At 41.4% G+C, this 26,521-nt stretch carries 21 protein-coding genes, 1 pseudogene and 1 riboswitch; of the genes and pseudogenes, 12 read left to right on the top strand and 10 right to left on the bottom strand.

The genetic code is table 11. From position 1 onward, the window contains the following. Positions 1-127: 127 nt before the first annotated feature. Together UJ203_RS16875 and yxaF are read right to left on the bottom strand one after the other, a co-directional pair. Complete coding sequence (locus UJ203_RS16875) at positions 128-1,141, bottom strand: quercetin 2,3-dioxygenase (protein ID WP_322012617.1); 1,014 nt, start codon at positions 1,139-1,141, stop codon at positions 128-130. An 89-nt stretch (positions 1,142-1,230) separates the two neighbouring features. Continuing rightward, complete coding sequence (gene yxaF, locus UJ203_RS16880) at positions 1,231-1,806, bottom strand: transcriptional regulator YxaF (protein ID WP_322012618.1); 576 nt, start codon at positions 1,804-1,806, stop codon at positions 1,231-1,233. A 130-nt stretch (positions 1,807-1,936) separates the two neighbouring features. On the opposite strand from yxaF, the gene UJ203_RS16885 reads away from it, so the two are divergent. After that, complete coding sequence (locus tag UJ203_RS16885) at positions 1,937-3,007, top strand: SDR family oxidoreductase (RefSeq protein WP_322012620.1); 1,071 nt, start codon at positions 1,937-1,939, stop codon at positions 3,005-3,007. Between the two features lie 71 nt (positions 3,008-3,078). Here the strand turns inward: UJ203_RS16885 and UJ203_RS16890 are convergent, their stop codons facing one another. Next, complete coding sequence (locus UJ203_RS16890) at positions 3,079-3,510, bottom strand: MarR family winged helix-turn-helix transcriptional regulator (protein WP_095712611.1); 432 nt, start codon at positions 3,508-3,510, stop codon at positions 3,079-3,081. Positions 3,511-3,733: 223 nt separating this feature from the next. On the opposite strand from UJ203_RS16890, the gene UJ203_RS16895 reads away from it, so the two are divergent. Next, the gene (locus UJ203_RS16895) at positions 3,734-4,138 is read left to right on the top strand and encodes a CidA/LrgA family holin-like protein (protein ID WP_322012623.1); all 405 of its coding nucleotides are present in this window, start codon (positions 3,734-3,736) and stop codon (positions 4,136-4,138) included. Next, a complete protein-coding gene (locus tag UJ203_RS16900; protein ID WP_322012625.1) occupies positions 4,108-4,800 on the top strand; it encodes an LrgB family protein in 693 nt (230 codons plus the stop codon). Before UJ203_RS16895 ends, UJ203_RS16900 begins: the two co-directional genes overlap by 31 nt. A gap of 131 nt (positions 4,801-4,931) precedes the next feature. On the opposite strand, the gene UJ203_RS16905 is transcribed toward UJ203_RS16900, so the two are convergent. Next, positions 4,932-5,432, bottom strand: a complete 501-nt coding sequence (locus tag UJ203_RS16905; RefSeq protein ID WP_322012627.1) for a DUF1433 domain-containing protein — start codon at positions 5,430-5,432, stop codon at positions 4,932-4,934. Positions 5,433-5,493: 61 nt separating this feature from the next. Here UJ203_RS16905 and UJ203_RS16910 point away from each other — a divergent pair, with 61 nt between their 5' ends. Together UJ203_RS16910 and UJ203_RS16915 are read left to right on the top strand one after the other, a co-directional pair. Continuing rightward, entirely contained in the window at positions 5,494-6,963 is a 1,470-nt protein-coding gene (locus UJ203_RS16910) for a lipase (RefSeq protein ID WP_322012629.1), read from the top strand. A 14-nt stretch (positions 6,964-6,977) separates the two neighbouring features. Continuing rightward, positions 6,978-7,388 (top strand): hypothetical protein, encoded by a 411-nt coding sequence (locus UJ203_RS16915; RefSeq protein WP_322012631.1) that lies wholly within the window; start codon positions 6,978-6,980, stop codon positions 7,386-7,388. A 147-nt stretch (positions 7,389-7,535) separates the two neighbouring features. On the opposite strand, the gene UJ203_RS16920 is transcribed toward UJ203_RS16915, so the two are convergent. Both UJ203_RS16920 and UJ203_RS16925 read right to left on the bottom strand, forming a co-directional pair. Beyond that, positions 7,536-8,564, bottom strand: a complete 1,029-nt coding sequence (locus UJ203_RS16920; RefSeq protein WP_322012633.1) for a polysaccharide pyruvyl transferase family protein — start codon at positions 8,562-8,564, stop codon at positions 7,536-7,538. An 87-nt stretch (positions 8,565-8,651) separates the two neighbouring features. Continuing rightward, the gene (locus UJ203_RS16925; protein ID WP_322012635.1) at positions 8,652-9,800 is read right to left on the bottom strand and encodes a glycerate kinase; all 1,149 of its coding nucleotides are present in this window, start codon (positions 9,798-9,800) and stop codon (positions 8,652-8,654) included. Positions 9,801-9,993: 193 nt separating this feature from the next. Here UJ203_RS16925 and gntR point away from each other — a divergent pair, with 193 nt between their 5' ends. The 6 genes from gntR (at position 9,994) to ahpF (ending at position 17,472) form a co-directional block, all read left to right on the top strand. Further along, positions 9,994-10,725, top strand: coding sequence for a gluconate operon transcriptional repressor GntR (gene gntR, locus UJ203_RS16930; protein WP_322012637.1), 732 nt, complete (start codon positions 9,994-9,996; stop codon positions 10,723-10,725). Further along, positions 10,718-12,259, top strand: a complete 1,542-nt coding sequence (gene gntK, locus UJ203_RS16935) for a gluconokinase (protein WP_322012639.1) — start codon at positions 10,718-10,720, stop codon at positions 12,257-12,259. The genes gntR and gntK overlap by 8 nt, the downstream gene beginning before the upstream one ends. 28 nt (positions 12,260-12,287) lie before the next feature. Continuing rightward, positions 12,288-13,634 (top strand): gluconate permease GntP, encoded by a 1,347-nt coding sequence (gntP, locus tag UJ203_RS16940; RefSeq protein ID WP_322012641.1) that lies wholly within the window; start codon positions 12,288-12,290, stop codon positions 13,632-13,634. Positions 13,635-13,659: 25 nt separating this feature from the next. After that, positions 13,660-15,075 carry a decarboxylating NADP(+)-dependent phosphogluconate dehydrogenase gene (gnd, locus tag UJ203_RS16945; protein WP_322012643.1) on the top strand — a complete coding sequence of 472 codons (1,416 nt, stop codon included), beginning with the start codon at positions 13,660-13,662 and terminating at the stop codon, positions 15,073-15,075. Between the two features lie 290 nt (positions 15,076-15,365). Continuing rightward, positions 15,366-15,929 (top strand): alkyl hydroperoxide reductase subunit C, encoded by a 564-nt coding sequence (ahpC, locus tag UJ203_RS16950; protein ID WP_024123485.1) that lies wholly within the window; start codon positions 15,366-15,368, stop codon positions 15,927-15,929. 13 nt (positions 15,930-15,942) lie between these two features. Then, positions 15,943-17,472, top strand: a complete 1,530-nt coding sequence (gene ahpF / locus UJ203_RS16955) for an alkyl hydroperoxide reductase subunit F (protein ID WP_059292151.1) — start codon at positions 15,943-15,945, stop codon at positions 17,470-17,472. A 475-nt stretch (positions 17,473-17,947) separates the two neighbouring features. On the opposite strand, the gene UJ203_RS16960 is transcribed toward ahpF, so the two are convergent. From UJ203_RS16960 to UJ203_RS16970, 3 genes and pseudogenes are all read right to left on the bottom strand, one after another. Beyond that, on the bottom strand, positions 17,948-18,190 hold the full coding sequence (locus tag UJ203_RS16960; protein ID WP_322012648.1) for a hypothetical protein: 243 nt from the start codon (positions 18,188-18,190) through the stop codon (positions 17,948-17,950). A 101-nt stretch (positions 18,191-18,291) separates the two neighbouring features. After that, positions 18,292-19,602, bottom strand: coding sequence for a hypothetical protein (locus UJ203_RS16965; RefSeq protein ID WP_322012650.1), 1,311 nt, complete (start codon positions 19,600-19,602; stop codon positions 18,292-18,294). Between the two features lie 1,338 nt (positions 19,603-20,940). Next, positions 20,941-21,282, bottom strand: a pseudogene (locus UJ203_RS16970) (amino acid permease); the annotation flags it as partial. Between the two features lie 115 nt (positions 21,283-21,397). Continuing rightward, positions 21,398-21,478, bottom strand: a riboswitch (glycine riboswitch). 303 nt (positions 21,479-21,781) lie between these two features. Between UJ203_RS16970 and fbp the strand changes: the two are divergent. Continuing rightward, positions 21,782-23,707 carry a fructose-1,6-bisphosphatase gene (fbp, locus tag UJ203_RS16975; protein WP_322012652.1) on the top strand — a complete coding sequence of 642 codons (1,926 nt, stop codon included), beginning with the start codon at positions 21,782-21,784 and terminating at the stop codon, positions 23,705-23,707. 582 nt (positions 23,708-24,289) lie between these two features. Here the strand turns inward: fbp and UJ203_RS16980 are convergent. Next, entirely contained in the window at positions 24,290-26,515 is a 2,226-nt protein-coding gene (locus tag UJ203_RS16980) for a protein kinase domain-containing protein (RefSeq protein ID WP_322012654.1), read from the bottom strand. Positions 26,516-26,521: the final 6 nt, after the last annotated feature.

Genomic DNA, 26,521 nt, shown 5'->3' on the forward strand with positions numbered 1-26,521 from the left:
CTATACCTCAAGCGTATGAAAAAAAGAAGCGAAGAAACATCGATTTAGGTGGCAGCGAAAAGGAAAAACCTTACAATCTCGTCACCTTCACAATAAAAAACCAGGCTTCACAGGAAACCCGGAGATATTATGGTTTCATGACCTTTAAATCTAATGTTTCGATATTCTGCAAGACACGGTCGAATCGCAAAGCTTGAGGCTCACTCGGGAAGATATGCCCCTCATACGGATCTCCTAACGTGCGGAAAAACGGCTCGAATAGGCCCGGAACCAATACTCCCACCATTTTTGTATAGTGAGAATCCAAGCGATATGAGTGTACAGTGTTGGCAGGAACATGCAGGAAATCTCCAGGATTAAGCTGAATTTCTTCACCATCGGCCCACATCGTCATTTGCCCTTCAAGGCAATAGAAAGTTTCTGTATGATGCTCATGGTAATGATCAACGATGCGATCGCCTTTAGGGCCTTCAGATGATACAACAATAAATTGCCCGTCCGTATTCTTTTGCGCAGCCACAATGCGGTGAAGCTGATCGCCCGTCAATAGGCGGTCTCCTTCTCCGGACTCAAGCACGTATGGAACAACGCCAGCCGGAAGTTCTGTATTCTCCACTAGTTTTGGAGCACCGGCACGGTTTTCATCCTCCGCAAATATAATGTCCGCCGCCTCAGCCGCTTTTGCAAAACGCTCTTTTGATACCTCTTCGCTTACGTGCGGCGGATGCTCAGCGTGATCATACGGCGTTCCAAGCACGGAATACATATGTGCGACGTTCCCTTTCATTGTGTAAGACACCAGCCGTGTTCTGTGGCTATGCATCCGGTAGCTGTGCGGCGTTCCGGCCGGAATGTTCGCATAATCACCAGCTACTAAAAGATGATGTTCTCCATCAAGCGTCAGTTCAAGCTTACCGTCCAGAACAAGAAGCCCTTCATGCGTATTTTTGTGAATATGAAGCGGAAAGGCATCTCCTTTTCCCCCAGAAAGCAGCACGATCTCGAACAAATCTCCCGTGCTCTTTCCGTTTGCCAGCACTGTCGCGACCTGTCTGCCGAACAAATAGCGCTCTCCCTCTCCGCTGCGAAGCAAGTAAGGCACTTTTTCTTTGGGCAATGAATATTTACTTAACGTTTTCATGTTACGTCCTCCAATTTAGACCAGTCTATATATTATGGGTTTCCGACTAGACCGTTCTATATAATTGTAGGGGAAAGGATAACAAAATGCTACCCTTTTTTCCTCACCAATACTGGAATTTGTTCGGCAATGAGAAGAAGGGGCGTTTTGTCTTTATTCGTTAAAGAAAGCATAATGCCGCCTTCAATCATCGAATTGATCAGCATTCCCAGCTGGCTTGCTTCTTCTTCTGCAAATCCGTTTTCCATTAATTTTCTGGCGAAAACCGCTTCCCAGCTTTTAAATACCTCCATGCAAACCGTGCGCAGCGGCTCGCTGATTAACGCCGTTTCACTCGCCAGCAAGCCGACTGGAATCCCTTGAATGCTTTCCGTATTGTCAAACTGGCTGGCGGTTTTTTTGATAAAACGCTGAATCGCTTCAACAGGATCAGAGGATTCATCCATGCTTTTCTGTATCACATGTTCAACGATCTTACCCGTATATGTAACCGCTTCAATTGCTAATTCTTCTTTGCCATTCGGAAAAAAGTGATAAAGCGATCCCTTAGGAGCACCGCTTTCTTTCACAATCTGGTTTAAGCCCGTCGCGTGATATCCTTGCAGCTGGAACAGACGTGACGCTGTGTGAAGGATTTTTTCACGTGAATCTCCTCTGCTAGTCATTGAAACATTCCCTCCTAGGTATGGTAGAGCGACTTATATAATATAAAAAAGAACCATGGGATTGTCAAAAGGGGTAAGAACCTCCTGGAAGGGGTAAATGTAGACAAACATGTCTAGGAGGGGATTCTCGATGACAACTGATGATACGGTCACCAATACGGAACAGCTTGAAAAACAGCAAAACCCGAAAACGAAGCTCAAACTGAAAAAAGTAAAGGATCAAGTCATCGTCATTACCGGTGCTACAAGCGGAATCGGCCTCGTCACCGCGAGAATGGCGGCTGAAAAAGGAGCAAAAGTCGTCGCAGCAGCCCGAAATGAAGACGCCCTTCAGGAGCTCGTTGATGAAGTAAAGAAAAAAGGGCACGAAGCCATCTATGTAAAAGCGGATGTGGGAAAAGAAGAAGACGTCAACCGCATCGCAGAAACCGCGATCAGCACATTCGGCCGCTTTGACACATGGGTTAACAACGCCGCTGTTTCGGTTTTCGGACACGCCATGGATGTTACCACCGAAGACATGAAGCGCGTGTTTGACACCAATTTCTGGGGTCCGGTCTATGGAACAAGGGCAGCCGTCAAACACTTTACAAGCAGAGGCGGTCCGGGTGCTCTCATCAATGTAGGAAGCCTGTTCGGCGACAGAGGAACCGTTATTCAATCCACCTACGCGTCTGCGAAATTCGCGCTTCACGGATGGACAGAAAGCATCCGAATGGAGCTTGAAAAAGAACAGGCACCCGTCTCGGTCACACTCATCCATCCAGGCAGAATCGACACGCCTTACAACGAACACGCCAGAAGCTACCTGGACAAACAGCCGGCTCATTACCGCTCTATGATCTACCCGCCGGAAGCTGCAGCCGAAGCCATTCTGTTTGCCGCTGAACATCCGAAACGCGACATGTACATCGGCTCGCAGGCAAAAGCCATCGCCATGCTGGGTGCACTCTTTCCCCGGCTGACCGACAGGCTGATGGAAAAAATCATGTACTGCAGCCAGCATGCGGAAAGACCGTCCAAACCGCGTGAAGAAAGCGCGCTTTACTATGCGGGCTACGGCATGCATGACAGGGGGCCAAATAAAGGGTGGCTTCGGTCAAGAAGCTATTATGTAAAGGCCACAAAGCGCCCGGCGGTAACTGCGGCTGCGGCTGTCGGGCTTGCTTGTGTCTGGGCTGCCGTTAAACGCACCAAATGAGACCTTCCATCATATGATTGCACACCATAAAAACCCATGCAGATGTAACATAACGCATGGGTTTTTTGATGTTAATCGACAAAGGCCTTGTTCATACGCTGCAGAAGTTCGCCAAACATCTCTTTTTCATGTATTGACCACTCTTTCAGCATCTGTTCATAACGTTCTAAGCGCATCTGCTGATCTGCCTTTAATGCTTGTTTGCCGAGTTTTGTAATGGTAAACAGACTGACTCTTCTATCGGAAGGATCGGTAAAACGATAAATGAGCTCCTTGGCCTCTAAAGCTGCAGCTTGTCTGGAAAGAGTAGAAATATCAAGCTTAAACGACTCCGCCAGCTCTTTTACACGAGCGGGTCCAAACTCATCCAATTGTCTCAATAATAAGTAAGAGGATCTCTCCAAATTCCCTGTTCTTTTCTCTGATTGATCTAGATAAACAGCTCTCCTGATAAACGTGGTCAGCTCATATTCAATCAATTCGACTGGATTCTGTTTTTGCAATGGCTTTCGCTCCCCATTCCGATGTTTGACATTGACATCATTCTATATACTTGTATAATACAAATGTATAAGATCTGTATGAATAAGTGTTGGATGATAAAATCTATTTATTTACTTGTATAGTACAACCATATAAAAAGAAAGTAAAGTCATTCCTCAGAACAAACCAAAAGGAAGTCAACCAGAAAGGAGGAAGCTGTTCTAATAGAGAGCAGTACTTGCTGTGAAAGTCATTCGAATAATTTTGCAAGTGTTGATATTATATGTGTTTTTTATCATCGGAGAAGCACTTCAGCATCTGTTTCATTTACCGATATCAGGAAGCATAGTCGGCTTGGTATTGCTGCTGATCTGCTTAGCCCTCCGTATTGTGCCGGTTGCCATTATTGAAGACGGAGCCGGGTTTTTATTGTCCTTTCTGCCATTGTTATTCATTCCGGCTATGACCGGGGTGATGAAGTATCCATCTCTCGTTTCATTAAATGGGTTGATGTTGCTGATTACAGTCGTTTTGAGCACCATCTTCACGATCATTGCAGCAGGAGCCGCCAGCCAGGTTCTGGAAAAAAGAGCCAACAAACGAAAGGAGAAAAAGAAATGCAGCAAGCATGTATCGCAATCATTATAATTCTTTTGACAGTTGCGGCTTACTTAGCGATGGTACAGCTCTACAAGCGATTCCCTTTTCCATTTCTTATCCCTGTTCTGACAACGACAATTTTGATTGTCGCGTGTTTGGTGATGTTCCATATTTCGTATGAAGGCTATATGATCGGAGGAAAATGGATCAATTCTTTGCTTGGGCCAGCTGTTGTGGCACTGGCATATCCGCTTTATAAACAACGGCACATTATTATGAAATACAGTATTCCCATTATAGGCGGTGTGCTGGTCGGTTTGTGTATGGGGATGATCAGCGGACTCATTTTCGCAGAAGCATTCGGGGTCAATCATGATCTCGTATTGTCCATTCTGCCGAAGTCGATCACAACCCCAGTCGCTATCCAAATTGCCGCCGGCCTTGGCGGTGTTCCTTCCATGACAGTCGTATTTGTCATGATCGCGGGCTTTTCAGGCGTCATCCTCGGGCCGCTTGTCCTAAAATGGCTTCGCATACGCAGTTCACTCGGAAAAGGTATCGCATTAGGCAGCGCCTCCCATGCACTCGGCACCTCAAAAGCATTTGAATATGGTGAACTGGCCGTATCCATGAGTTCGGTCTCAATGACGCTTTGTGCGGTACTCGGCTCATTCTTTGGGCCGCTCGTCGTCTGGCTGTTTCATATTTAACAAAAAAAGACTGCCTTCAGCGGGCAGTCTTTTTCCATATCTATTTTACGCTGCTGATGCCGAACTGGCGTCTTGGAAAATGGCAAAGAGGAGAAAGTAAACCGATCAAAATAAACAGGCATTTCGCCTGTTTATTTTAATTCTCCAATGTCTTTTAAATATTGTTCCCGTTCTTCTTTCGTCAAACTATTTAAAAAGTCTTCTTTAACCTCTTTATCAAAATCATCCCAGTTTTCAAATCGATCCGCTAAGTCTTTAGAGAAACTCATGCCATCAACCTTGTTAGAATGATAGATTAAATCAGCAGAAAAATGAAACTTTTCTGGGTCCCCGTTTACATAGCCATCTATAATGATTCTCCCCATCGGGTTTATTTCTATTTCTTTTTCAAAGGTTATCGTTTTTATAAAATGATGAATGTCTTCTTTCTTTAATGTCTCTTCTACTTTAGTCTTCATTTTTTCAGCATATTCTTCCGCTTTTTCTCGATCGCTCTTTTCTTCACTGTTCATATTTTTGTTGCCTCCAGTTGTTTCTTTTTCATTGGTTTTATCAAAATAAAAGTATAAGGCACCTGCAATTAAAATTATTATAATCGCACCTGCACTTATCATTTTCCTCATGGTTATCATTGGCAATTCATCCTTTTTATTTTATTATACAAGATATGTACAAAGATTAGGAGTGGCGTAATTGGCTAAGAATAAGTCTATAAAAATTACGGATGAGGATTATAACCGTATATCGAGTGCTGCCTACGATATTCAAAACTATCATATTGGTGAGATTATATATACTAGTAACAGGCAAAAGCTATACGTTATCGATTATAAAAAAACAGAAAAGGGCCTTAACGCTCTTACTCTTGTTTCTCGTGAGGATTACCGTAATTCTCATGAAGGCAAACACCCTGAAAAAATCCAAAACGCCATCATTGCATACCGCGGATCTGAACCTATCAGCACTAACCAATTAAAAGAAACGATTAAGGAAACAAATCAGCGTGGAAAAAGAGAAGAGCTCATTAAAGAACTAGAGAAAAAAGGGATCAATATTCCAGCTGAAGAAGATGGGTCTTCTTTTGACTCAGTAACAGGTTTCTCTGAATATGCAAATGAAATCATCCAAGATTGGCTTCACATGGATACTAGTTATCTAGTTGGCAAAAAGCCGTTTGATGATGGAACAGATAACCAGGCCATTCAGGCAGATCAATATGCAAAAAAAATACATAAAGACTTTAAAAATGCTGACATTCAAGTCACCGGTCACTCATTAGGCGGATCTAATGCAAGCTATGCAGTCGTTATGAATGACTTTATAGACCGCGGTGTCACTTTCGAGAATCCTAACATATATGAAAACCTGCCTGAGGATGTAAAAGCCCAGGCGTTAAAGGGAGAGTTTCGCAGCCGTTTAACAGAATATATTAATTTAAATGATGGATTATCCTTGCTGAATCGGGATGCTGCTGAAGTAGGCAAAGTAAAAGTGATGTATGACGAAGCTTTGCCCAATGGTGTACAGAATAATAGCCTCCCTGATGAAGTGAAAATGCTGGGTCTTGGACTGAAACATTATGGCAATCAATCTCTTGATATCACACTATTTGCTGAAGCCTTGATGGGAAGTCACGGCTTGGATCGATACAGCTTCCATTCAGATGGCTCTGCCCAAACTGTGGATGATGTTTTAAAGAACAACCCTGACTTTGCATTAACGATGCTAAACCAAATGAAATCAACGAATGTGAAGGCCAATACAAGTGTTTCGATTCTTATCAAATCACATGTATTAATGAATACAAGTACTCAGTTGAAACATATTGCCGAAACGGAATGGTCAAAAATGATACGCCAGATTGAAAGAATTGATGACAAAGTAAAGGATTCAATTGAGGATGTCAGGAATATGCATACACGAATGGTTGGTTTTGGCGCCTATGATGAATTATCAGTTTCCGATGTCGATGATCTGATCAATAAGATCAAAATGAACAAACCGCACCACCTTTTTTACTCAAAAGAAAAATATGATCAGGCAGTAGATGCAGCGCTCAATCTGCAACACTTTCTACAGATGATTGCAGATGATCTCGGACATATGGGACATGCGTATCATGATGCAGATCTGGCAGCGGCCAGTCGAATGGGGATTTCATAAGGAGAGAAAGAAACATGGATTTTATGAATAAGAAACCAACAGATGCTGACCGTTTTATGCAAAGAGTGATGAGTCAGCATTCAAGCACTTCGATTTTTTCAAACACTAATGTAAATACCTCTGAAATGACACCTGAACAATTGGCGGCGTTCAAAGAGAAGAAGAGACAAGAACAAAAATTGGCGTTGATGAATTCAATCAAAAAACAATTAAGCTATGCATTTCAGGAAGACCGTAAGAATTTGTCTTCGATCCTTGAAAACATTACAGATGCCGAGCAGGCTATAAAGACAAATCGAGAAATCCTCAACCATCATATGTCTGGAAAAGCAATAGATAGTGTCACTGATAAAATGAAAGATCACCTTTCATTTGATAAAGTTCATTCTGATGTTTCGAGTGTAATCAATTCCATTGGCTTATAAGGTAAAGAGTCAATATAGCTTAAAATAAAGAAGATATCATCTCCGACGAAGTGGCGCAGCGAGAACGAATCACGAATGAAACTGTGCGTCTGGAAAACGATCATTAGCACAGAAAAAAGCAGACTGTTCCCAGTCTGCTTTTTCCCATTACGATCTAAAGAAATCAATCAGCGGCTGAAAGTCCTTAGACAAATCAACGTCATTCGGCTCTGCTTGAAGCAGGCGGTCAATCATTTGCTCTAATTCCTCAATATCATTTTTATCTGTGTATTCAATGAAGTTTAAGCTTTCAAGCCAATCCCGGTATGAATGTTTAGCTTTGCCGTAGCTATTTCCAAAGACGAGGCATGGCGTTTTTGTGATAATCGAAAAGATCATAGCGTGAAGGCGGTCTGTCACAACCAATTGACTGGAACCAATGCGGTCGAGCATTTCCATGAAATGCTTTTCCCGATCCTCGTAATCAATCATATCGACCGTATCAAGCACCGTGTCTGTACGCTCCGCGTAGGTTGTTTTTTCTGCCCATTTCATCATGTGTGAAATAAAATCTTCATCGGTTACCTTCTCCTTGTCCGCTCTTAAAATAAAAAGAACGCCGTCCCGTTCAAGCTCTTTCGGTACGATATCCAAAGACAGCACCATATCCGGTGTAAAAATGACATCTGAATTGAAGGTTTCTTTCACAACATCGAGCGTCTGTGTCTCCCGCGCGGCAATCGTTAAATTTGGATTTTGATGGTACGCATCCTGTGTTTTTTTCTTTTCTTTGTTTCCGTCCTCTGTATCTTCAAAATAGACGGATTGCGGAAGAGAAATGGATTTATAGTCTTTAAACGCTGCAAAGACCTTCCTTCTGTCCTCCTCAATATCAAGGTAAAGGTTGCCCAGATTTCCTCCGCCGGTAAAGCAGACAATATCGTCTTCACGGATGATCTCCTTCACCAATTCGATGCCTTCGTCCGTCGCGTAGTCCATAATTTCAATATATTCATAGTACGGAAAATGATTTTTAATAAATTTCTCTTCCGCATACGCAATCGCTTGGTCTCCGATGTTTGTGTAACTCGGGGAACCAAACAAAAATACTTTTCGTTTATCATTTAATAAGGCTTCGGGTTTTACATTCGGCGCAATCCCTTTTACTAGTTTGCCTTTGATTTCTTGTACAGTCATATCTGCGTCCTCCTTCTAGGTTGTGCTTGTTACCTGTCTGTACCCAGAAAGGAGGGTGAATATGCACGGGCATGTGCTTGACCGGCTTTATATCAGATCCATCGTTTTCGCCAGTTTTAAAGATGCCGCAATATTTCTTGCCGTTCTTTCCATATTCTCGGCTGCATGCTCAAGTGCGTCTGCAAGGGGCACGGCTCCCGGCACGATGCTGAAAAGGGCATCCATCCCGTGTGCATAGACCGCATCACTGTCTCGCGAAACTGATCCCGCAAGTCCAATGACAGGCACATCGTATGCCTTAGCCGCTTTGGCCACGCCAATCGGCGTCTTGCCGTAAACTGTCTGGCTGTCAATCCGCCCTTCGCCGGTAATCACAAGATCTGCATCCTGAACCTCACTTTCAAACAGGACCGCATCGAGGACAATATCAATGCCTCTTTTCAAATCAGCACGGAGAAAAGTAAGCAGACTCCAACCGAGACCGCCTGCTGCACCGGCGCCCTCTGTTTCCCTGAAGCTTGTTTCAAGCGTTGTTTCTGCCACATCCGCAAAGTGAGACAGGTTCTGGTCAAGTATACGCACCATGTCAGGCGTGGCGCCTTTTTGAGGACCGAAAACAGCGGAAGCCCCTCTTGGCCCTGTTAACGGGTTATCCACGTCGCAGGCGACTTCGATTTTTACATTTCGTAATCTGGGATCTAGTCCTGACACATCTATTGAGGCGAGCTGAGAAAGCGCACCGCCTCCGGGACCGATCTCATGACCTGATTCATCAAGAAGCCTTCCGCCCAGCGCCTGAACCATCCCGGCTCCGCCATCGTTTGTGGCGCTTCCGCCGATTCCGATGATCAAATGCTCTGCACCCGCATCAAGAGCCGCTGCGATTAATTCTCCCGTTCCTCTAGTAGAAGTGGCAAGCGGATCCCTCTTCTCTGCTGGCACAAGATGCAATCCCGATGCGGCAGCCATCTCAATCACAGCCGTATTTCCGTCTCCCATTAGGCCAAAAAACGCTTTTACCTGTTCCCCCAGCGGACCCGTGACAATCTGCTCTGTTATGGTTCCGCCCGTGGCATCGATTAATGACTGTACCGTTCCCTCACCGCCGTCCGCCATCGGCAGCTTCCGATATTCAGCATTCGGGAAAACTGTTTTGAAGCCTCTTTCTATGGCGTGAGCCGCCTCTAACGCTGATAAGCTTTCCTTAAAAGAATCTGGTGCAATAATGATTTTCATCCAATCGCCTCTTTCAAAAAGTGATGATTCACACTGTCTTTTCTTCAATTTACCACAATTACTTTTGGAGATATATACCAATTTATCAGGAAAAATTTTATTAAAAATTAGAAATGAAAGTGTTTGCATTAATAAAATATTCGCGTTATCATACTTGTATACAAGTATACTCCTTAGTGAAGAAGGTGAGCGTATGCTAGACTCCAAGGACCTGTTGTATCCCGCAAAATGGCTTTCAAAAGCGTCAACCGGCGTTCGCGTCGCATGCGAGCTGAGAATGCGGATTATTTCAGGCACGATTGAAAGCGGTACCATTCTATCAGAAAATACAATCGCGGCTGAGTTTTCAGTAAGCCGTTCGCCGGTTCGCGAAGCGTTAAAAATACTGGCTTCCGAAAAAATTATCCGCTTAGAACGAATGGGAGCGGTTGTGATTGGGTTAACTGAAAAGGAAATCGCAGAAATATATGACGTGCGTTTATTATTAGAAACGTTTGTCTTTGAACGGCTTGTCAAAATCGACATTGAGCCTTTAGTCAAAGATCTCAGCAAGATTCTAGAAATAATGAAAGTCTCCATCAAATACGAGGACGCGGACGAGTTTTCATTTCAGGATGTGTTATTCCATGAAACGATTATCCGCGCCATTGATCACTCATACATTCAGATGATCTGGAACAATCTAAAACCCGTAATGGAAAGCTTTATTCTTTTATCAATGCGGGTACGGTTAAAGGAAAAGTACGAAGATTTCTCAAGGATTCTGGATAACCATGAGCTTTATATTCAAGCAATCAAAACAAAGGACAGGGCGCTGATGATTCAGTCTCTGCACCAGAATTTTGACGATGTACAAGAAAAAGTAGAGGACCTCTGGCTCTCACAACAAATGCTGGCAAAAGGAGCTGAACACAAAAATGACTAGTTATATGTTAGGAATCGATATCGGTACGACCAGCACAAAGGCTGTATTATTCACTGAAAACGGAGACGTGGTACAGAAAGAAAGCATCGGCTACCCGCTCCATACGCCAGACATCTCAACGGCTGAACAAAACCCGGAATTGATTTTTCAGGCTGTTATCCATACAACTGCAAAAATCACGAAACAGCACCCAGAAAAACAGATCTCATTTATTTCCTTCAGCAGCGCCATGCACAGCGTCATTGCCATGGGCGAAAATGATCAGCCTCTGACACCATGCATCACGTGGGCAGACAATCGAAGCGAGGGCTGGGCGCATAAGATTAAAGATGAACTCAACGGGCATGAGGTCTACAAACGAACAGGAACACCCATTCATCCCATGTCACCGTTAAGCAAAATTGCCTGGATCACAAACGAACGGAAAGAAATCGCTTCCAAGACAAAAAAATATATCGGCATTAAAGAATACATCTTTAAACAGCTGTTTGATGAATATGTCATCGACTATTCCTTAGCATCAGCGACTGGCATGATGAACCTCAAAAGCTTGAATTGGGACGAAGAAGCGTTACACATCGCAGGGATCACGCCGGATCACTTATCCAAACTCGTGCCGACAACCGAGATCTTTCAGCACTGCAGCCCGGAATTAGCGATCCAGATGGGGATCGATCCGGAAACACCTTTTGTCATCGGCGCGAGCGACGGCGTACTGTCCAATCTCGGTGTTAATGCCATTAAAAAAGGAGAAATCGCCGTTACAATCGGAACGAGCGGCGCTATCCGAACCATTATCGACCAGCCGCAAACCGATGAAAAGGGGAGAATTTTCTGCTACGCGTTAACGGACAAGCATTGGGTCATCGGCGGTCCGGTGAACAATGGAGGCATCGTTCTTCGCTGGATCAGAGATGAATTTGCTTCGTCAGAAATTGAAACAGCAACAAGACTGGGAATTGACCCATATGACGTGCTGACGAAGATTGCTGAACGCGTCAGACCGGGTTCTGACGGCCTGCTGTTCCACCCGTATCTTGCCGGGGAACGCGCTCCGTTATGGAACCCGGATGTACGCGGCTCATTTTTCGGCCTGACCATGTCACATAAAAAAGAACATATGATACGTGCAGCATTAGAAGGGGTCATTTACAATCTGTACACTGTGTTCCTGGCGCTAACAGAATGCATGGACGGACCGGTCACCCGAATTCAAGCGACTGGCGGCTTTGCAAGATCAGAGGTTTGGCGGCAAATGATGTCGGACATATTTGAATCTGAAGTCGTCGTTCCTGAAAGCTACGAAAGCTCATGTCTCGGCGCCTGCATTTTAGGCCTGTATGCGACAGGAAAAATCGACTCGTTCGAAGCCGTGTCCGACATGATCGGCAGTACGTACAGACATACGCCAATCGAAGACTCAGCCAAAGAATATAGAACATTAATGCCGATATTCATCAATCTATCGAGATCATTAGAAAATCAATATACCCAAATTGCAAATTATCAAAGAAGCCTAATTACACACAAATAGCACATGACATGAAGGGGAGGGCATTATCATGCCATTAATCATTGTTGCACTTGGGATCTTAGCATTACTATTTTTGATTATGGGCTTGAAATTAAATACATTTATTTCCTTATTAGTTGTATCATTCGGCGTGGCACTGGCACTTGGGATGCCGTTTGATAAAGTTGTCAGCTCCATTGAAGAAGGTATAGGGGGGACACTTGGCCACATCGCACTCATCTTCGGACTCGGTGCGATGCTGGGCAAGCTGATTGCTGACTCAGGCGGCGCACAGCGTATAGCAATGACGCTCGTCAACAAATTCGGCGAGAAAAATATACAGTGGGCTGTTGTGATTGCTTCCTTTATTATCGGAATCGCGTTGTTCTTTGAAGTAGGATTGGTTCTATTAATCCCGATCGTATTCGCAATTTCAAGAGAATTGAAGATTTCTATTTTATATCTCGGTATTCCGATGGTCGCAGCATTATCCGTCACACACGGGTTCCTGCCGCCGCACCCGGGACCGACAGCAATTGCCGGAGAATACGGCGCAAATATCGGGGAAGTACTGCTGTACGGCTTCATTGTTGCTGTTCCGACAGTCCTGATTGCAGGGCCAATATTTACAAAGTTCGCGAAAAAAATCGTTCCTGCATCATTTGCGAAAAACGGAAATATCTCGTCACTCGGCACACAAAAAACATTCAAACTTGAAGAAACACCAGGATTTGGAATCAGTGTGTTTACAGCAATGCTTCCGATTATCATTATGTCGATTGCAACCATCATTGATTTGCTTCAGGAAACAATAGGATTTGCGGATAACGGTCTTCTGGCTTTCATCCGTTTGATCGGGAATGCATCGACTGCCATGATCATCTCGCTGCTCGTCGCTGTTTACACAATGGGGATCGCACGCAACATTCCCATCAAAACCGTCATGGACTCTTGTTCAACAGCCATCTCGCAAATTGGCATGATGCTGTTGATCATCGGGGGAGGCGGCGCCTTTAAACAAGTGCTAATCAACGGCGGTGTCGGCGACTACGTAGCGGATTTATTCAGAGAAACGGCATTATCGCCGATTCTGCTGGCATGGCTCATCGCAGCGATCCTGCGCATCTCCTTAGGATCAGCAACCGTTGCCGCATTAAGCACGACGGGGCTCGTCATTCCATTGCTGGGACAGTCCGATGCCAGCCTTGCATTAGTGGTGCTCGCAACAGGTGCAGGAAGCGTCATCGCTTCACACGTCAACGATGCCGGCTTCTGGATGTTCAAAGAATACTTTGGATTAAGCATGAAAGAAACCTTTGCCACATGGACCTTGCTGGAAACAATTATCTCCGTTGCTGGACTAGGATTTATATTATTGTTAAGTTTAGTTGTATGAAATTAATGAAGGAGATGTAACACACATGTTCAATACAATTGGTGTCATAGGCTTAGGCGTAATGGGAAGCAATATCGCCTTAAACATGGAAAATAAAGGCGAAAAAGTCGCCGTCTATAATTACACCAGAGATTTAACGGACCAGCTTGTGAAAAAGCTGGATGGACAATCGCTGAGCCCGTACTACGAGCTTCAAGATTTTGTTCAATCACTAGAAACACCCAGAAAAATCTTTCTGATGGTCACAGCGGGAAAACCGGTCGATTCCGTCATCCATTCGTTAATGCCTTTGCTTGAAGAAGGAGACGTCATCATGGACGGAGGAAACTCCCACTACGAAGACACAGAAAGAAGATATGACGAGCTGAAGGAAAAAGGAATCGGCTACTTGGGAATCGGCATTTCCGGCGGTGAAGTCGGCGCATTAAAAGGGCCTTCCATCATGCCGGGCGGAGATCGAGACGTCTATGAAAAAGCCGCTCCGATCCTGACCAAAATCGCCGCACAAGTCGGAGAAGACCCATGCTGTGTCTACATCGGACCAAAAGGGGCAGGGCACTTTACAAAAATGGTGCACAACGGCATTGAGTATGCAGATATGCAGCTGATTGCTGAAGCCTATACATTTCTTAGAGAAACGCTTCGTCTGCCGCTCGAAGAAATCGCCAGCATCTTTGAAACGTGGAATCAAGGTGAGCTGAAAAGCTATTTAATAGAGATTACAGCGGAGATTTTACGGAAAAAGGACGAACATACAGGTCAGCCGCTGATCGATGTCATTCTTGATAAAACCGGCCAGAAAGGCACAGGAAAATGGACAAGCATGCAAGCTATTGATAACGGCATTCCATCCGCTATTATCACCGAGTCCTTGTTTGCCCGCTACCTGTCGTCCTTAAAAGAAGAACGTATGGCGGCTGAACAATTGTTAGCCGGTCCGGAAACAGAGGAAAAACATTACGATAAGGATCTCTGGATTGAATACGTCAGACAAGCCTTATACATGGGAAAAGTATGCGCCTACGCACAAGGCTTTGCTCAATATAAAATGTCATCTGAGCTTTACGGATGGAACCTGCCGCTTAAAGACATCGCTTTGATTTTCCGCGGCGGCTGCATCATCCGCGCGGATTTCCTGAACGTTATCAGCGAGGCATTCAAAGAGCAGCCAGATCTCTCAAACCTGCTGATTGCACCTTATTTTTCAGAAAAGCTTAAAGCTTATCAGACAGGCATGCGAAAAGTCGTTTGCGAGGGAATCAGCGCCGGAAGCGCGTTCCCATGCTTAAGCACCGCGCTCTCTTACTACGACGGCTACCGTACAGGGCGTTCCAATGCCAACCTATTACAAGCGCAGCGCGATTATTTCGGCGCCCATACGTACGAGCGGACAGATATGGATGGCGTTTTCCATACCAATTGGTCTGATGATGCAAACTAATAGATAAGGCTGACAGCTGGAGCTTTTATACCAGCTGCCAGCTTTTTTTATAGGATAAACTCACAAATCACAACTAATTGAGAATCAGACATATAAAATTTGAATATTTGTCAAAGAGCAATTTATGCTGATAACACCAGCACTTTCCTACACGATGAAAGGAAAAAGAGAAAATAATTAAGGGGTTTTGTCTTGACAAAAAATATATATTAATTAATAATTCATATATAATTAGAATTATTATTGAAAGCACTATTGCTTTCTAAACCATTTTTAGGAGGAATAACATTATGTCTTTAATCGGTAAAGAAGTACAACCATTCGAAGCAAAAGCATTCAAAAACGGTGAATTCATCGATGTAACAAACGAATCTCTAAAAGGTCAATGGAGCGTATTCTGCTTCTACCCAGCAGATTTCTCTTTCGTATGCCCAACTGAGCTTGAAGATCTTCAAAACCAATACGCTGCACTTAAAGAATTAGGTGTTGAAGTGTACTCTATCTCTACAGATACTCACTTCGTACACAAAGGCTGGCATGACAGCTCTGAAAAAATCGGCAAAATCACTTACGCAATGATCGGTGACCCATCTCAAACGATCTCTCGCAACTTCGATGTTCTTGACGAAGAATCTGGTCTTGCTGACCGCGGAACATTCATCATCGATCCAGATGGCGTGATCCAAACTGTTGAAATCAATGCAGGCGGTATCGGCCGTGACGCAAGCAACCTGATCAGCAAAGTAAAAGCAGCACAATACGTTCGTCAAAACCCAGGTGAAGTTTGCCCGGCTAAATGGGAAGAAGGCGGCGAAACGCTTACACCTAGCCTTGATCTAGTAGGTAAAATCTAAGGAGTGCATTCAATTGGTACTTGATCCAAATATCAAAGCACAATTAAATCAATACATGCAGCTAATTGAGAACGACATTGTTCTCAAAGTGAGTGCAGGTGAAGATGACACTTCTAAGGACATGCTGGCTCTCGTTGATGAGCTGGCTTCCATGTCATCTAAAATCACTGTTGAAAAAGCTGAATTGAACAGAACGCCAAGCTTCAGTGTGAACCGAGCCGGAGAAGACACTGGCGTCACTTTCGCCGGTATTCCTCTTGGACACGAATTCACTTCTTTAGTGTTGGCATTGCTGCAAGTGAGCGGCAGACCGCCTAAGGTAGATCAGAAAGTCATTGATCAGGTGAAGAAGATCAGCGGTGAATACCACTTTGAATCTTATATCAGCCTGACATGCCACAACTGTCCTGATGTTGTACAAGCTTTAAACATGATGAGCGTGCTGAACCCGAACATCACGCACACTATGATTGACGGTGCGGCATACAAATCAGAAGTTGAAAGCAAAAACATTATGGCAGTGCCAACGGTTTACCTAAACGGCGAATCCTTCGGAAGCGGCCGTATGACCCTCGAAGAGATTCTTGCGAAAATGGGCAGCGGCGCAGATGCATCTGAGTTCGCTGACAAAGATCCTTACGACGTTCTTGTTGTCGGCGGCGGACCTGCCGGCGCAAGTGCTGCCATTTATACGGCACGTAAAGGAATCCGCACAGGTGTTGTCGCTGAACGCTTCGGCGGACAGGTTCTCGACACCATGAGCATCGAAAACTTCATCAGCGTAAAAGCAACTGAAGGACCGAAGCTTGCTGCAAGTCTTGAAGAGCACGTGAAGGAATATGATATTGATGTCATGAACCTTCAGCGCGCCAAACGACTTGAGAAAAAAGATCTGTTCGAACTTGAACTCGAAAATGGTGCTGTCCTAAAAAGTAAAACAGTCATCCTTTCAACAGGTGCCCGCTGGCGCAATGTCAACGTACCTGGTGAACAAGAGTTCAAAAACAAAGGTGTCGCTTACTGCCCGCATTGTGATGGCCCATTGTTTGAAGGCAAAGACGTAGCCGTTATCGGCGGCGGAAACTCTGGTATCGAAGCAGCGATTGATCTTGCAGGTATTGTCAATCACGTCACTGTGCTAGAGTTCGCGCCGGAACTGAAGGCAGACGAAGTCTTGCAAAAACGTCTCTACAGCCTGCCAAACGTCACTGTACTCAAAAATGCACAAACAAAAGAAATCACAGGCGATCAGAGCGTAAACGGCATCACATACACAGACCGCGAAACAGGCGAAGAAAAACACGTTGAACTCCAAGGTGTATTCGTCCAAATCGGTCTCGTGCCAAACACAGAATGGTTAGACGAAACCGTTGAACGCAACCGCATCGGCGAAATCGTAGTCGACAAAAATGGCGCTACAAGCGTCCCAGGCTTATTCGCTGCCGGCGACTGCACAGACGGTCCTTACAACCAAATCATTATTTCAATGGGATCAGGAGCAACTGCCGCTCTCGGCGCGTTTGATTATTTGATCCGGAATTAATGTTAATGTTTAAAAGCGCTACCCTGCTTACACGGCAGGATAGCGCTTTTTTTATAATAGCTCATATAAATAAGGCTTCACATCATGGACGACAAACATATGATCAAAATGTACGGATATGGCCAGTCAAACATTTGAGGAAAAATGTTATTATTAAAACTCCGTCAACTCATAACAGCCGATTCCTTTCCCTTCCATATTGGTGTAAAGACGTCCTCTTTATTATCAGCATGCATTCCATCAGTCGTTGCTGTTTGTTTTCCACAATACAAATGTACTCTATGGTTGGTCTAGTACGCCGGAAGGTTCTTATTGTTATGTAAAAAAATAATTCTACCATCAAGTAGATGTAAAGATAAAACCGGTGTACTGAATGACAGTACACCGGTTTTTTAATGATTAGACTTTTATGGACTCAATGAGTTTTGAATCATGCTTGCGCATACTCTCATTTGATAACTGTTCATCTATCTTCTCAGTCAGATCGTCGATCGCCTTCTCTGGCATACCGTCTTTTATCGTATCGCCCGAGGACTTCACTTTCGTGATCAAGCATTCCTATCTCATCTAATATGGCCCACATCTTATGTGCGACTTTCAACACATATTGAAGCTGGCAGCGAACAGTTTGAACAAGTATTATTTTTTGCCGGCTTTGATACGCATCTTTAGCCGCAAGCTTTTCGAGCGACAAGTCCGCAGTATTCAAGGAAATCATATAATATCGTATCTCCAGCTTTTACAAAAAGCTATCTGCGTCTAATAATTTTTTAAAAATATCAATTAGAAAACTCCTTTTATTATATTTAATTAATCTTCCTATACTCTTCCTCTAGCACTTATTAACCATTCAACTAAATAGCTAACTGCATAAAGAATTGATGCTACACCAAATAATACAGCACTAATATTAGTAAGATGATGAGAGTTACCACCTAATATATAATCAGTTATAATATATAAAAATGCACTTAGAAAAAATAACAATATACTAAAACACTTCAACACAACAAATTTTTCTTTCGGTGCTCCTCTCAGTTTAAAAATGGTTAAGCATATCATTTTAAAAAGTATATACAAGAACCCCCCTATAATGAACAATGGGGACAAAAAATTTATTATATATTCCGGGATTTTAAACTCAGATAGAAATATATTAACTTTCTTCAATATAAAGTATGATGCTATAAATAAGGCTAATATTGCCGTGGTTTTTATATAAAACCTTTTGTTTTTATAATTCTTTCTTATAAAAGTACATAATTTAATTATCTTAACTTTCAATAATCCCAACTGTTTTTTAAACTGTTTCCTTCGACTAACATATTTACTACATGCTGAACTTATATATAAATCAATCGGATCAATCGTTTCTTTATTTTCTGGAGATTCATGCATCTTTTCAAATAACTTTTTTAGATAATTTATTATTTGGTTAATAGCTGTTAACATAAACACTGCCAATATATAAGCTGATATTTCTCTATTTCCCTCAGCAAAGTTTGTTATCATATTTCTCTCACTTACAACATAACTCATACCAATTGATATTATTATAAAAAAAGGAGAAAACAATAGTTCATTAATATCTCTAACTTGTTTCTTTGTTGGGAATGTATAATAACCAGATATAGTTATCCCTACAGCTAAAATAATACTCATTATACCTGCAATTTCTTCTTGAACCCCATATCTGTTTAACGCTGAAAAGAGAATATTAAACAACTGCTTTCCTAGCCAGCACAATATTAGAGTTGTCACTAGAGCTATTACATAATTTTTACTAGCAGATTTATATTTTAACTTAATATAAAATGTAATTCGCAAAAGTATCATGGGTATATTAATTTGTTCAGTAAATAGATTTGCTGATATCATCAAAATAAAAATCACCATAAAGAAGAGATAATACGTTTTAAATTCTAAAAGAAACTGATGATTAAACATGCTAATTATAAATGAGATTAGTGATGAAGGAAATAAAGATATAAAGGCACTAAATAAAAGATTACAAATGATGACAACTAATTTGGAATAATCCTTTTTTTTCATTAACCGATCAATAAATTTAGACATAGCTGCAGTTGCTAATAACCCTTCAGAAATCAATATAGAACTGGGGGATTTCAATTTCGTAGCCTCCTTTTTAACCTTATCTAACCTAATAGAGATTTGAATAAATCCCCATTTTATTCGCTAATGTCATATCTGCATCATGATTATCCTTGTCCATATGATCTATGTCACTACCGATGGCGGAGAGACGCACCATATAAATATTCAGCGCTTCATCATGATTTATCATATTCTTCGGAATTCAAAAAATCCTTTTCGATGGTAGGCAAGTTGTTGTATCACTTCAAAAACAACGGCCGCTAATAATTGATTATACTCACAAAACCCAACTACCCGATAATGCGTGGATCTGACACATTTAACAGATTCGTCCACCTTTGTATCGATCTCTTCAATGTGCTGAACAATGCGGACTGCCGCATTGTTAGCCATTTACTTAAGTATAGTGCCGTTATTCATTAACAGATCCGATCGGATTAAAATGGCCAAACCGCTGGCAATTGTAACGGTGAAAGTCGCGGATCCCTTTGAGCACTTCAAAAAATAAAAACCATGGTCACTCGGATTCCACTCCTTCCCGTTGGGATAAAAACGCAATAAACAATGAAGGGCTTTGGTTTTAGCTATGTTTTTCCCATGATTTGAGCTCTTATAATCTTCTTCTGTCGCAATAGTTATTGCATCTAATACTTTTGTTGTCTTCTTGAAATTAACCACAAATTAATGTCCTGTTTTATATTTATTTTAACCGCTTTTCCTGGGTAAAAACGTTTTTTGTCATATGACGACAGTTAAGACATTGAATTTATCGTATGACCATCTCCAATGTTTCCCTTTCTAGTTATAATAAAAGAAAAAAGTACATTGTGCTATATTTTTCTAGTAAAACCCTTTTCATCTTAATCTGACTATATACACTAACCGTAGTGATTTTTTGATTGAGAAAATTGATCATCAATGAAGTTATGAGTGGACAACAGAAAGCAGTACAATATGCCAAAAAATGATGCCGAAAACGGAAAAGGAACTTTATAAAGATAACATTCACCATGTTATCAGAACTATTATGTTTAAGGATAATATTGTTAGGTAATAATCAATGGGTCACACCTGACCTAAACTATTAATACAAATAGGTCACAAAATGACGTATTCGGCACATCCAGAAAACAGATGTAGTGATGGGAGTAAGTATAGTGAGGAAGGATGATATTCTTATAGAATATTCTGATGTGGAAAGCGTGAGCAATATTTAAGGATATTGGGGAGATATGATCTTATCCACATTCAAAGGAGCATTCCGATGGTTGACCTTAAAAATGCTCCTTTTAAATGTGGCTCGCCGTAACATATGCTTTCACCAATTCCAACAAGTGAACGCTCAGCATAATGTTAGATCCTTCTTTTCTTGCTCCCTCTCGCCCGATAGATAAGAAACAGTCCAATAAACCACAGCGGCGTCAGCAGCAAAGCCGGGCGCGTCGCATCCGCAAACAGCATTATAACCAGAATGACGGCAAACAGCGCCAGCACGGCGTAATTGATAAACGGCGCGAACGGCGCCTTGAAAGACGAGCTTGCGTGTAAGTCCGGACGGGTTTTCCTGTATCTGGTATGGCAGACAAGAATCACGCCCCACACCAAAATGAAACAAATCGCGCTGATGGTGGTCACGATGCCAAACGCTTCTTCCGGTATCAATTTACTTAAAAGAGCACCTGCTGACAGAACAACGAGGAGAAAATAAAGCCAGTAAAAAAAGAGATTGGATGCCCTCCAATCTCATGGTCATAAGAATATCAAATTATATTTGCTCCGCTGATAATCAACAGCATGCCAAATACATATTCAGTACTCTTCTGTCCTTTTGCCTGAGATTGTGAACCCTTCGGCGCCGCGAAAAATCCGCGGTCTCTCCAGAAGCTGCTCCTGCTGTAGTGCACCCACAGCAATCATAGCCTGCTACGTATTAAGTTTCCGATAGAAATAACTATCAGCTAACCTTTTATTTTAATAGAAGTTTAATCACTTATCAACAGGTTGATGAGCTGTCTGCGGAGGGTATATTTTGATGCCTTAAGCGCCGCATTTTTCTGTTTTGTTTGTCTCAAAAAGGACTTATGAGGTACTATCATATAAAGGTCCAATGATGAAATAATGACATACTTTTAAATTAACCTGATATGCACACGCTCATAAATAGGGGTTTATTCTAAAAAGGGGATGGACAGTTTTGGAAAGCAAGTATTTAGATCTACTCGCACAAAAATACGATTGTGAAGAAAAAGTGGTAACGGAAATCATTAATTTGAAAGCGATACTGAACCTGCCAAAAGGCACCGAGCATTTTGTCAGTGATTTGCACGGGGAGTATCAGGCATTCCAGCACGTGCTGCGTAATGGTTCGGGACGAGTAAAAGAGAAGATACGCGACATTTTCAGTGGTGTCATTTACGATAAAGAAATTGATGACTTAGCAGCATTGGTCTATTATCCGGAAGACAAACTGAAGTTAATCAAACATGACTTTGATGAGAAAGAAGCATTAAACGAGTGGTATAAAGAAACGATTAACCGAATGATTAAGCTCGTTTCTTATTGCTCCTCGAAGTATACCCGCTCCAAACTGCGTAAAGCACTGCCTGCCCAGTTTGCTTATATTACGGAGGAGCTGCTATACAAAACAGAACAAGCTGGCAACAAGGAGCAATATTACTCCGAAATCATAGATCAGATCATTGCGCTTGGCCAAGCCGATAAATTGATCACCGGTCTTGCCTACAGCATTCAGCGATTGGTGGTCGACCATCTGCATGTGGTCGGCGATATTTACGACCGCGGCCCGAAGCCGGATCGGATTATGGAGGAGCTAATCAATTATCATTCTGTCGATATTCAGTGGGGAAATCACGATGTCCTTTGGATCGGCGCCTACTCCGGTTCCAAAGTGTGCCTGGCCAATATTATCCGTATCTGTGCCCGCTATGACAACCTGGATATTATTGAAGACGTGTACGGCATCAATTTAAGACCGCTGCTGAACTTGGCCGAAAAATACTATGACGATAATCCAGCGTTCCGTCCAAAAGCAGACGACAACAGGCCTGAGGATGAGATTAAGCAAATCACAAAAATCCATCAAGCGATTGCCATGATCCAATTCAAGCTTGAGAGCCCGATTATCAAGAGACGGCCGAACTTTAATATGGAAGAACGCTTGTTACTAGAGAAAATTGATTACGATAAAAATGAAATCACGCTGCACGGAAAAACATATCAGCTGGAAAACACCTGCTTTGCGACAATTAATCCCGAACAGCCAGATCAGCTATTAGAAGAAGAAGCAGAAGTCATAGACAAGCTGCTATTCTCTGTCCAGCATTCCGAAAAGCTGGGCCGTCATATGAATTTTATGATGAAAAAAGGGAGCCTTTATTTAAAATATAACGGCAACCTGTTGATTCACGGCTGTATTCCTGTCGATGAAAACGGCAATATGGAAACGATGATGATTGAGGATAAACCGTATGCGGGCCGTGAGCTGCTCGATGTATTTGAACGGTTCTTGCGGGAAGCGTTTGCCCACCCGGAAGAAACCGATGATCTTGCGACAGATATGGCTTGGTATTTATGGACAGGCGAGTACTCTTCCCTCTTCGGAAAACGCGCCATGACGACATTTGAGCGGTATTTCATTAAAGAGAAGGAAACGCATAAAGAAAAGAAAAACCCGTATTATTATTTACGCGAGGACGAGGCAACCTGCCGAAACATCCTGGCAGAATTCGGCCTCAATCCAGATCATGGCCATATCATCAACGGCCATACACCCGTAAAAGAAATCGAAGGAGAAGACCCAATCAAAGCAAACGGAAAAATGATCGTCATCGACGGCGGCTTCTCCAAAGCCTACCAATCCACAACAGGCATCGCCGGCTACACGCTGCTATACAACTCCTACGGCATGCAGCTCGTCGCCCATAAACACTTCAACTCCAAGGCAGAAGTCCTAAGCACCGGAACCGACGTCTTAACGGTGAAACGATTAGTTGATAAAGAGCTAGAGCGGAAGAAAGTGAAGGAAACGAATGTGGGTGAGGAGTTGTTGCAGGAAGTTGCGATTTTGGAGAGTTTGCGGGAGTATCGGTATATGAAGTGAGGGTATAGGGTTCAGAGATGACTTTCTCTGGGCTCTTTTTTATGGTTTTCAGTGTTTAATTTAACTCTGTAAATTGCTGAGATTCTTTGCTCAATAATAGTACATAAATAAGCCCCGTACAAATTTAGGAGGACGTTTTATGACACAAACAAAAATCCTAGAAATCGAAATAATAACCTATTAATCCACTTGAACGTTACATTTTTTAAAACTTAGACGATATCTTTATCCACACGATAATTTGGTGATAATCACTATAAATGAAATATTCTAAGGTACACTCAGTCTTTACAATGCCAATAAGAAAGCCAGTTGTTCAAGTGCTGAGAATAATTGGCTTTATATTAAACTTTCCTCAGAAAGTGTTCCATTTTGGTGTACTCCTTTGTCTTGTTCATCCTATTTACGGAAGTATTTTACTGGTTTTATTGTATGATTTTTATATAACCAATTAATTTAAGAGTTCAATAATATCTATTTTCGCACTCTAAAGGTATTTCCATAATAATAAACTACAACATCATATTCTTCTCTCACTTTTTAATCATGGGGGTATTAAAGCTATACCTATTTTCCAAACACCTACTTGTAGAATGAAAGAATCTCTTTTAATAATAATTTTTCGTCTCTATTTTCTCTAACATAATCTAAATAAACTGTCCCTCCTCTTTGTAAGTACATTAGCCAGCCTTGCAAAGAAGTTATATATGTTTCTTCAAAATGATATAGATTAGAGTATTTCCCTACGTAATTATTGAAAGCTTGAAATCCTTCATGTCTTACTGGATATTTTATAAGTTCAAAATCATTGAAACTATGATTCTCTAACAACTCCAAATAACCTTTATTATTTACAACTAGTGTATTGTTCACATGATCATTTCCATTAATCAATAGTTTTTTTAATTCAGCTCTTGTAAAAAGATGCTCTGGAGGACCTATTCTCTTGCCTTCTACATTTAATGCTCGAAAATCATTAATATATTCTATACCATTATTTTGACATTCCTTTTTAAGAAACTGATTGCATTGCTCCATAAAAGTTACTGCATCTTCTTCAGAATAAATTATATATAAATTATCATCATTTTTTTGAATATTACTTTTGAATCTTCCATCTTTATTTAGATAAAACTCTTTTCTATCCCACAATTTATTGCCATTTACTATATACTTAAAAAGATAAGCAATAATTCCATTTACACTAGGACTATTTATAAATAAAGAATGAAAATTAAGTTTTGTAATATTTTCAGCAATAAATTTTTTAGAAATTTTTTCTATATTTCTTCTTCTTCGAAATTCATTAACTTTCCTGTTTTCCATATCTTTATCTTCTATTTCAAAAGGGTCCTTATTACACAACTCAAAAAAGAGTTCTTCAGGAATGCTTAAAAATGTAACTCTTAAAAATTCAACATATTTTCTGAATTGTTCTGAATTAAATTTGTTATGTCTCGCATCATATGTACCAGTGATTTCATTATAAATAGACGATTTAGAAAACATCACAAAACTGCCTTTTAGATAACGGCTAACCATTTTATAGTTTTCCGGTAAAGGGGTTCCATCTTCATAGTAGCCATAGTTACCACATATCCATGACAAATAATTTCCTTGTGAATCATCTGTCAAACGTTCATAATCCCTATTTACTTCATCTGGAAAAATAGGCTTTAATTCAGCTAGTTCTAATCGAAAATAACTCCAAATATAATCCTTCGCTATATTTTCCACAATTAATCTTTTTGGTTTTAAAACATATTTCTCCATTGCATCTATTTCAATACATCCATCTTCATATGAAAGTCTAACGTTTCTTAAATCAAGACCTCCACCAGTAGGTATAAACATATGATTTAAACTTGGCATTGATCCTAGTAAATTTAATACATTAACTATGTCATTGATATCTGTCCAAATAGCTGTATCTGGAATAAAATCCTTAAAGAGTTTATTTTGAATATACCTCCACTGGCTTAAATTACTTTTTTCAAAATCAGCCCTTACTGATAGCCATTCTGATAATCTTCCAGAAAATTCTCTCATTAGGGGTCTTAACTCTGGTTCTTCCCTAGTAGAGTCATATAATAAGGAGTTTAATTCGACTAGATGTTGATTTGGGAAAAACCTATTTAATCCCATGATGTTACTGGATTCGTCATAAGTGCCTTCGAATCCATAAGGACTCTTAGTTAATAGCATCCACAAAGTTTTCGCTAAAGAATACACATCTGCTTTTTTCCCATCAGAATTTTTGGCATCATTTTTCATTTCTGGTGCTATGGTATTCCTCGGACCAACTGATTCTCTAGTAGCGGTTAGATTCTCTTTATCAGGGTAATCTACTAAGCCAAAATCTCCGAAACAATAGTTACCATTGTACCAATAAATATTACTTGGTTTTATATCTCTATGTACAATATCTCTATCATGAATTTTAGACATTACATTTGCCAATTGAATTATACACTCAGCAATTTCTTCAATTCTCGCTTCTTTAGGTAACTTTTTATTTAATGGTTGTGCAATCGGCATAGTATACCAATATTTTCCTTCTTCATCAGGTAATGCAAAATCTATTATTGGAATTATTCCATTTAATTCACTCTGAATCTTTTTTACTATTTTAATTTCTAAATTAAAGCGTTCTTTCTTCTTATTAAAGTTACGCCCACCAGTTTTTAATTCCTTTAAAGCTAATATTTCTCCATTAGTTGTTTTAGCTTTAAAAACCTTTGCATTTCCTCCACTACCAATAGGGCTTGTTTCAACTTTGTTATATAATACATCACCATTTTTATACATTTTTAC

Origin of the sequence: Bacillus sp. V26, assembly GCF_034296245.1 — a bacterium.
Taxonomy (GTDB): Bacteria; Bacillota; Bacilli; order Bacillales; family Bacillaceae; genus Bacillus; species Bacillus halotolerans.

Excerpts from the sequence above, each read along its gene's own strand:
- UJ203_RS16875 (WP_322012617.1), bottom strand. The coding sequence starts at position 1,141 with ATGAAAACGTTAAGTAAATATTCATTGCCCAAAGAAAAAGTGCCTTAC.
- yxaF (WP_322012618.1), bottom strand. The coding sequence starts at position 1,806 with ATGACTAGCAGAGGAGATTCACGTGAAAAAATCCTTCACACAGCGTCA.
- UJ203_RS16885 (WP_322012620.1), top strand. The coding sequence starts at position 1,937 with ATGACAACTGATGATACGGTCACCAATACGGAACAGCTTGAAAAACAG.
- UJ203_RS16900 (WP_322012625.1), top strand. The coding sequence starts at position 4,108 with ATGCAGCAAGCATGTATCGCAATCATTATAATTCTTTTGACAGTTGCG.
- UJ203_RS16905 (WP_322012627.1), bottom strand. The coding sequence starts at position 5,432 with ATGATAACCATGAGGAAAATGATAAGTGCAGGTGCGATTATAATAATT.
- UJ203_RS16915 (WP_322012631.1), top strand. The coding sequence starts at position 6,978 with ATGGATTTTATGAATAAGAAACCAACAGATGCTGACCGTTTTATGCAA.
- UJ203_RS16920 (WP_322012633.1), bottom strand. The coding sequence starts at position 8,564 with ATGACTGTACAAGAAATCAAAGGCAAACTAGTAAAAGGGATTGCGCCG.
- UJ203_RS16925 (WP_322012635.1), bottom strand. The coding sequence starts at position 9,800 with ATGAAAATCATTATTGCACCAGATTCTTTTAAGGAAAGCTTATCAGCG.
- gntR (WP_322012637.1), top strand. The coding sequence starts at position 9,994 with ATGCTAGACTCCAAGGACCTGTTGTATCCCGCAAAATGGCTTTCAAAA.
- gntK (WP_322012639.1), top strand. The coding sequence starts at position 10,718 with ATGACTAGTTATATGTTAGGAATCGATATCGGTACGACCAGCACAAAG.
- gntP (WP_322012641.1), top strand. The coding sequence starts at position 12,288 with ATGCCATTAATCATTGTTGCACTTGGGATCTTAGCATTACTATTTTTG.
- gnd (WP_322012643.1), top strand. The coding sequence starts at position 13,660 with ATGTTCAATACAATTGGTGTCATAGGCTTAGGCGTAATGGGAAGCAAT.
- ahpC (WP_024123485.1), top strand. The coding sequence starts at position 15,366 with ATGTCTTTAATCGGTAAAGAAGTACAACCATTCGAAGCAAAAGCATTC.
- UJ203_RS16960 (WP_322012648.1), bottom strand. The coding sequence starts at position 18,190 with ATGATTTCCTTGAATACTGCGGACTTGTCGCTCGAAAAGCTTGCGGCT.
- UJ203_RS16980 (WP_322012654.1), bottom strand. The coding sequence starts at position 26,515 with ATGTATAAAAATGGTGATGTATTATATAACAAAGTTGAAACAAGCCCT.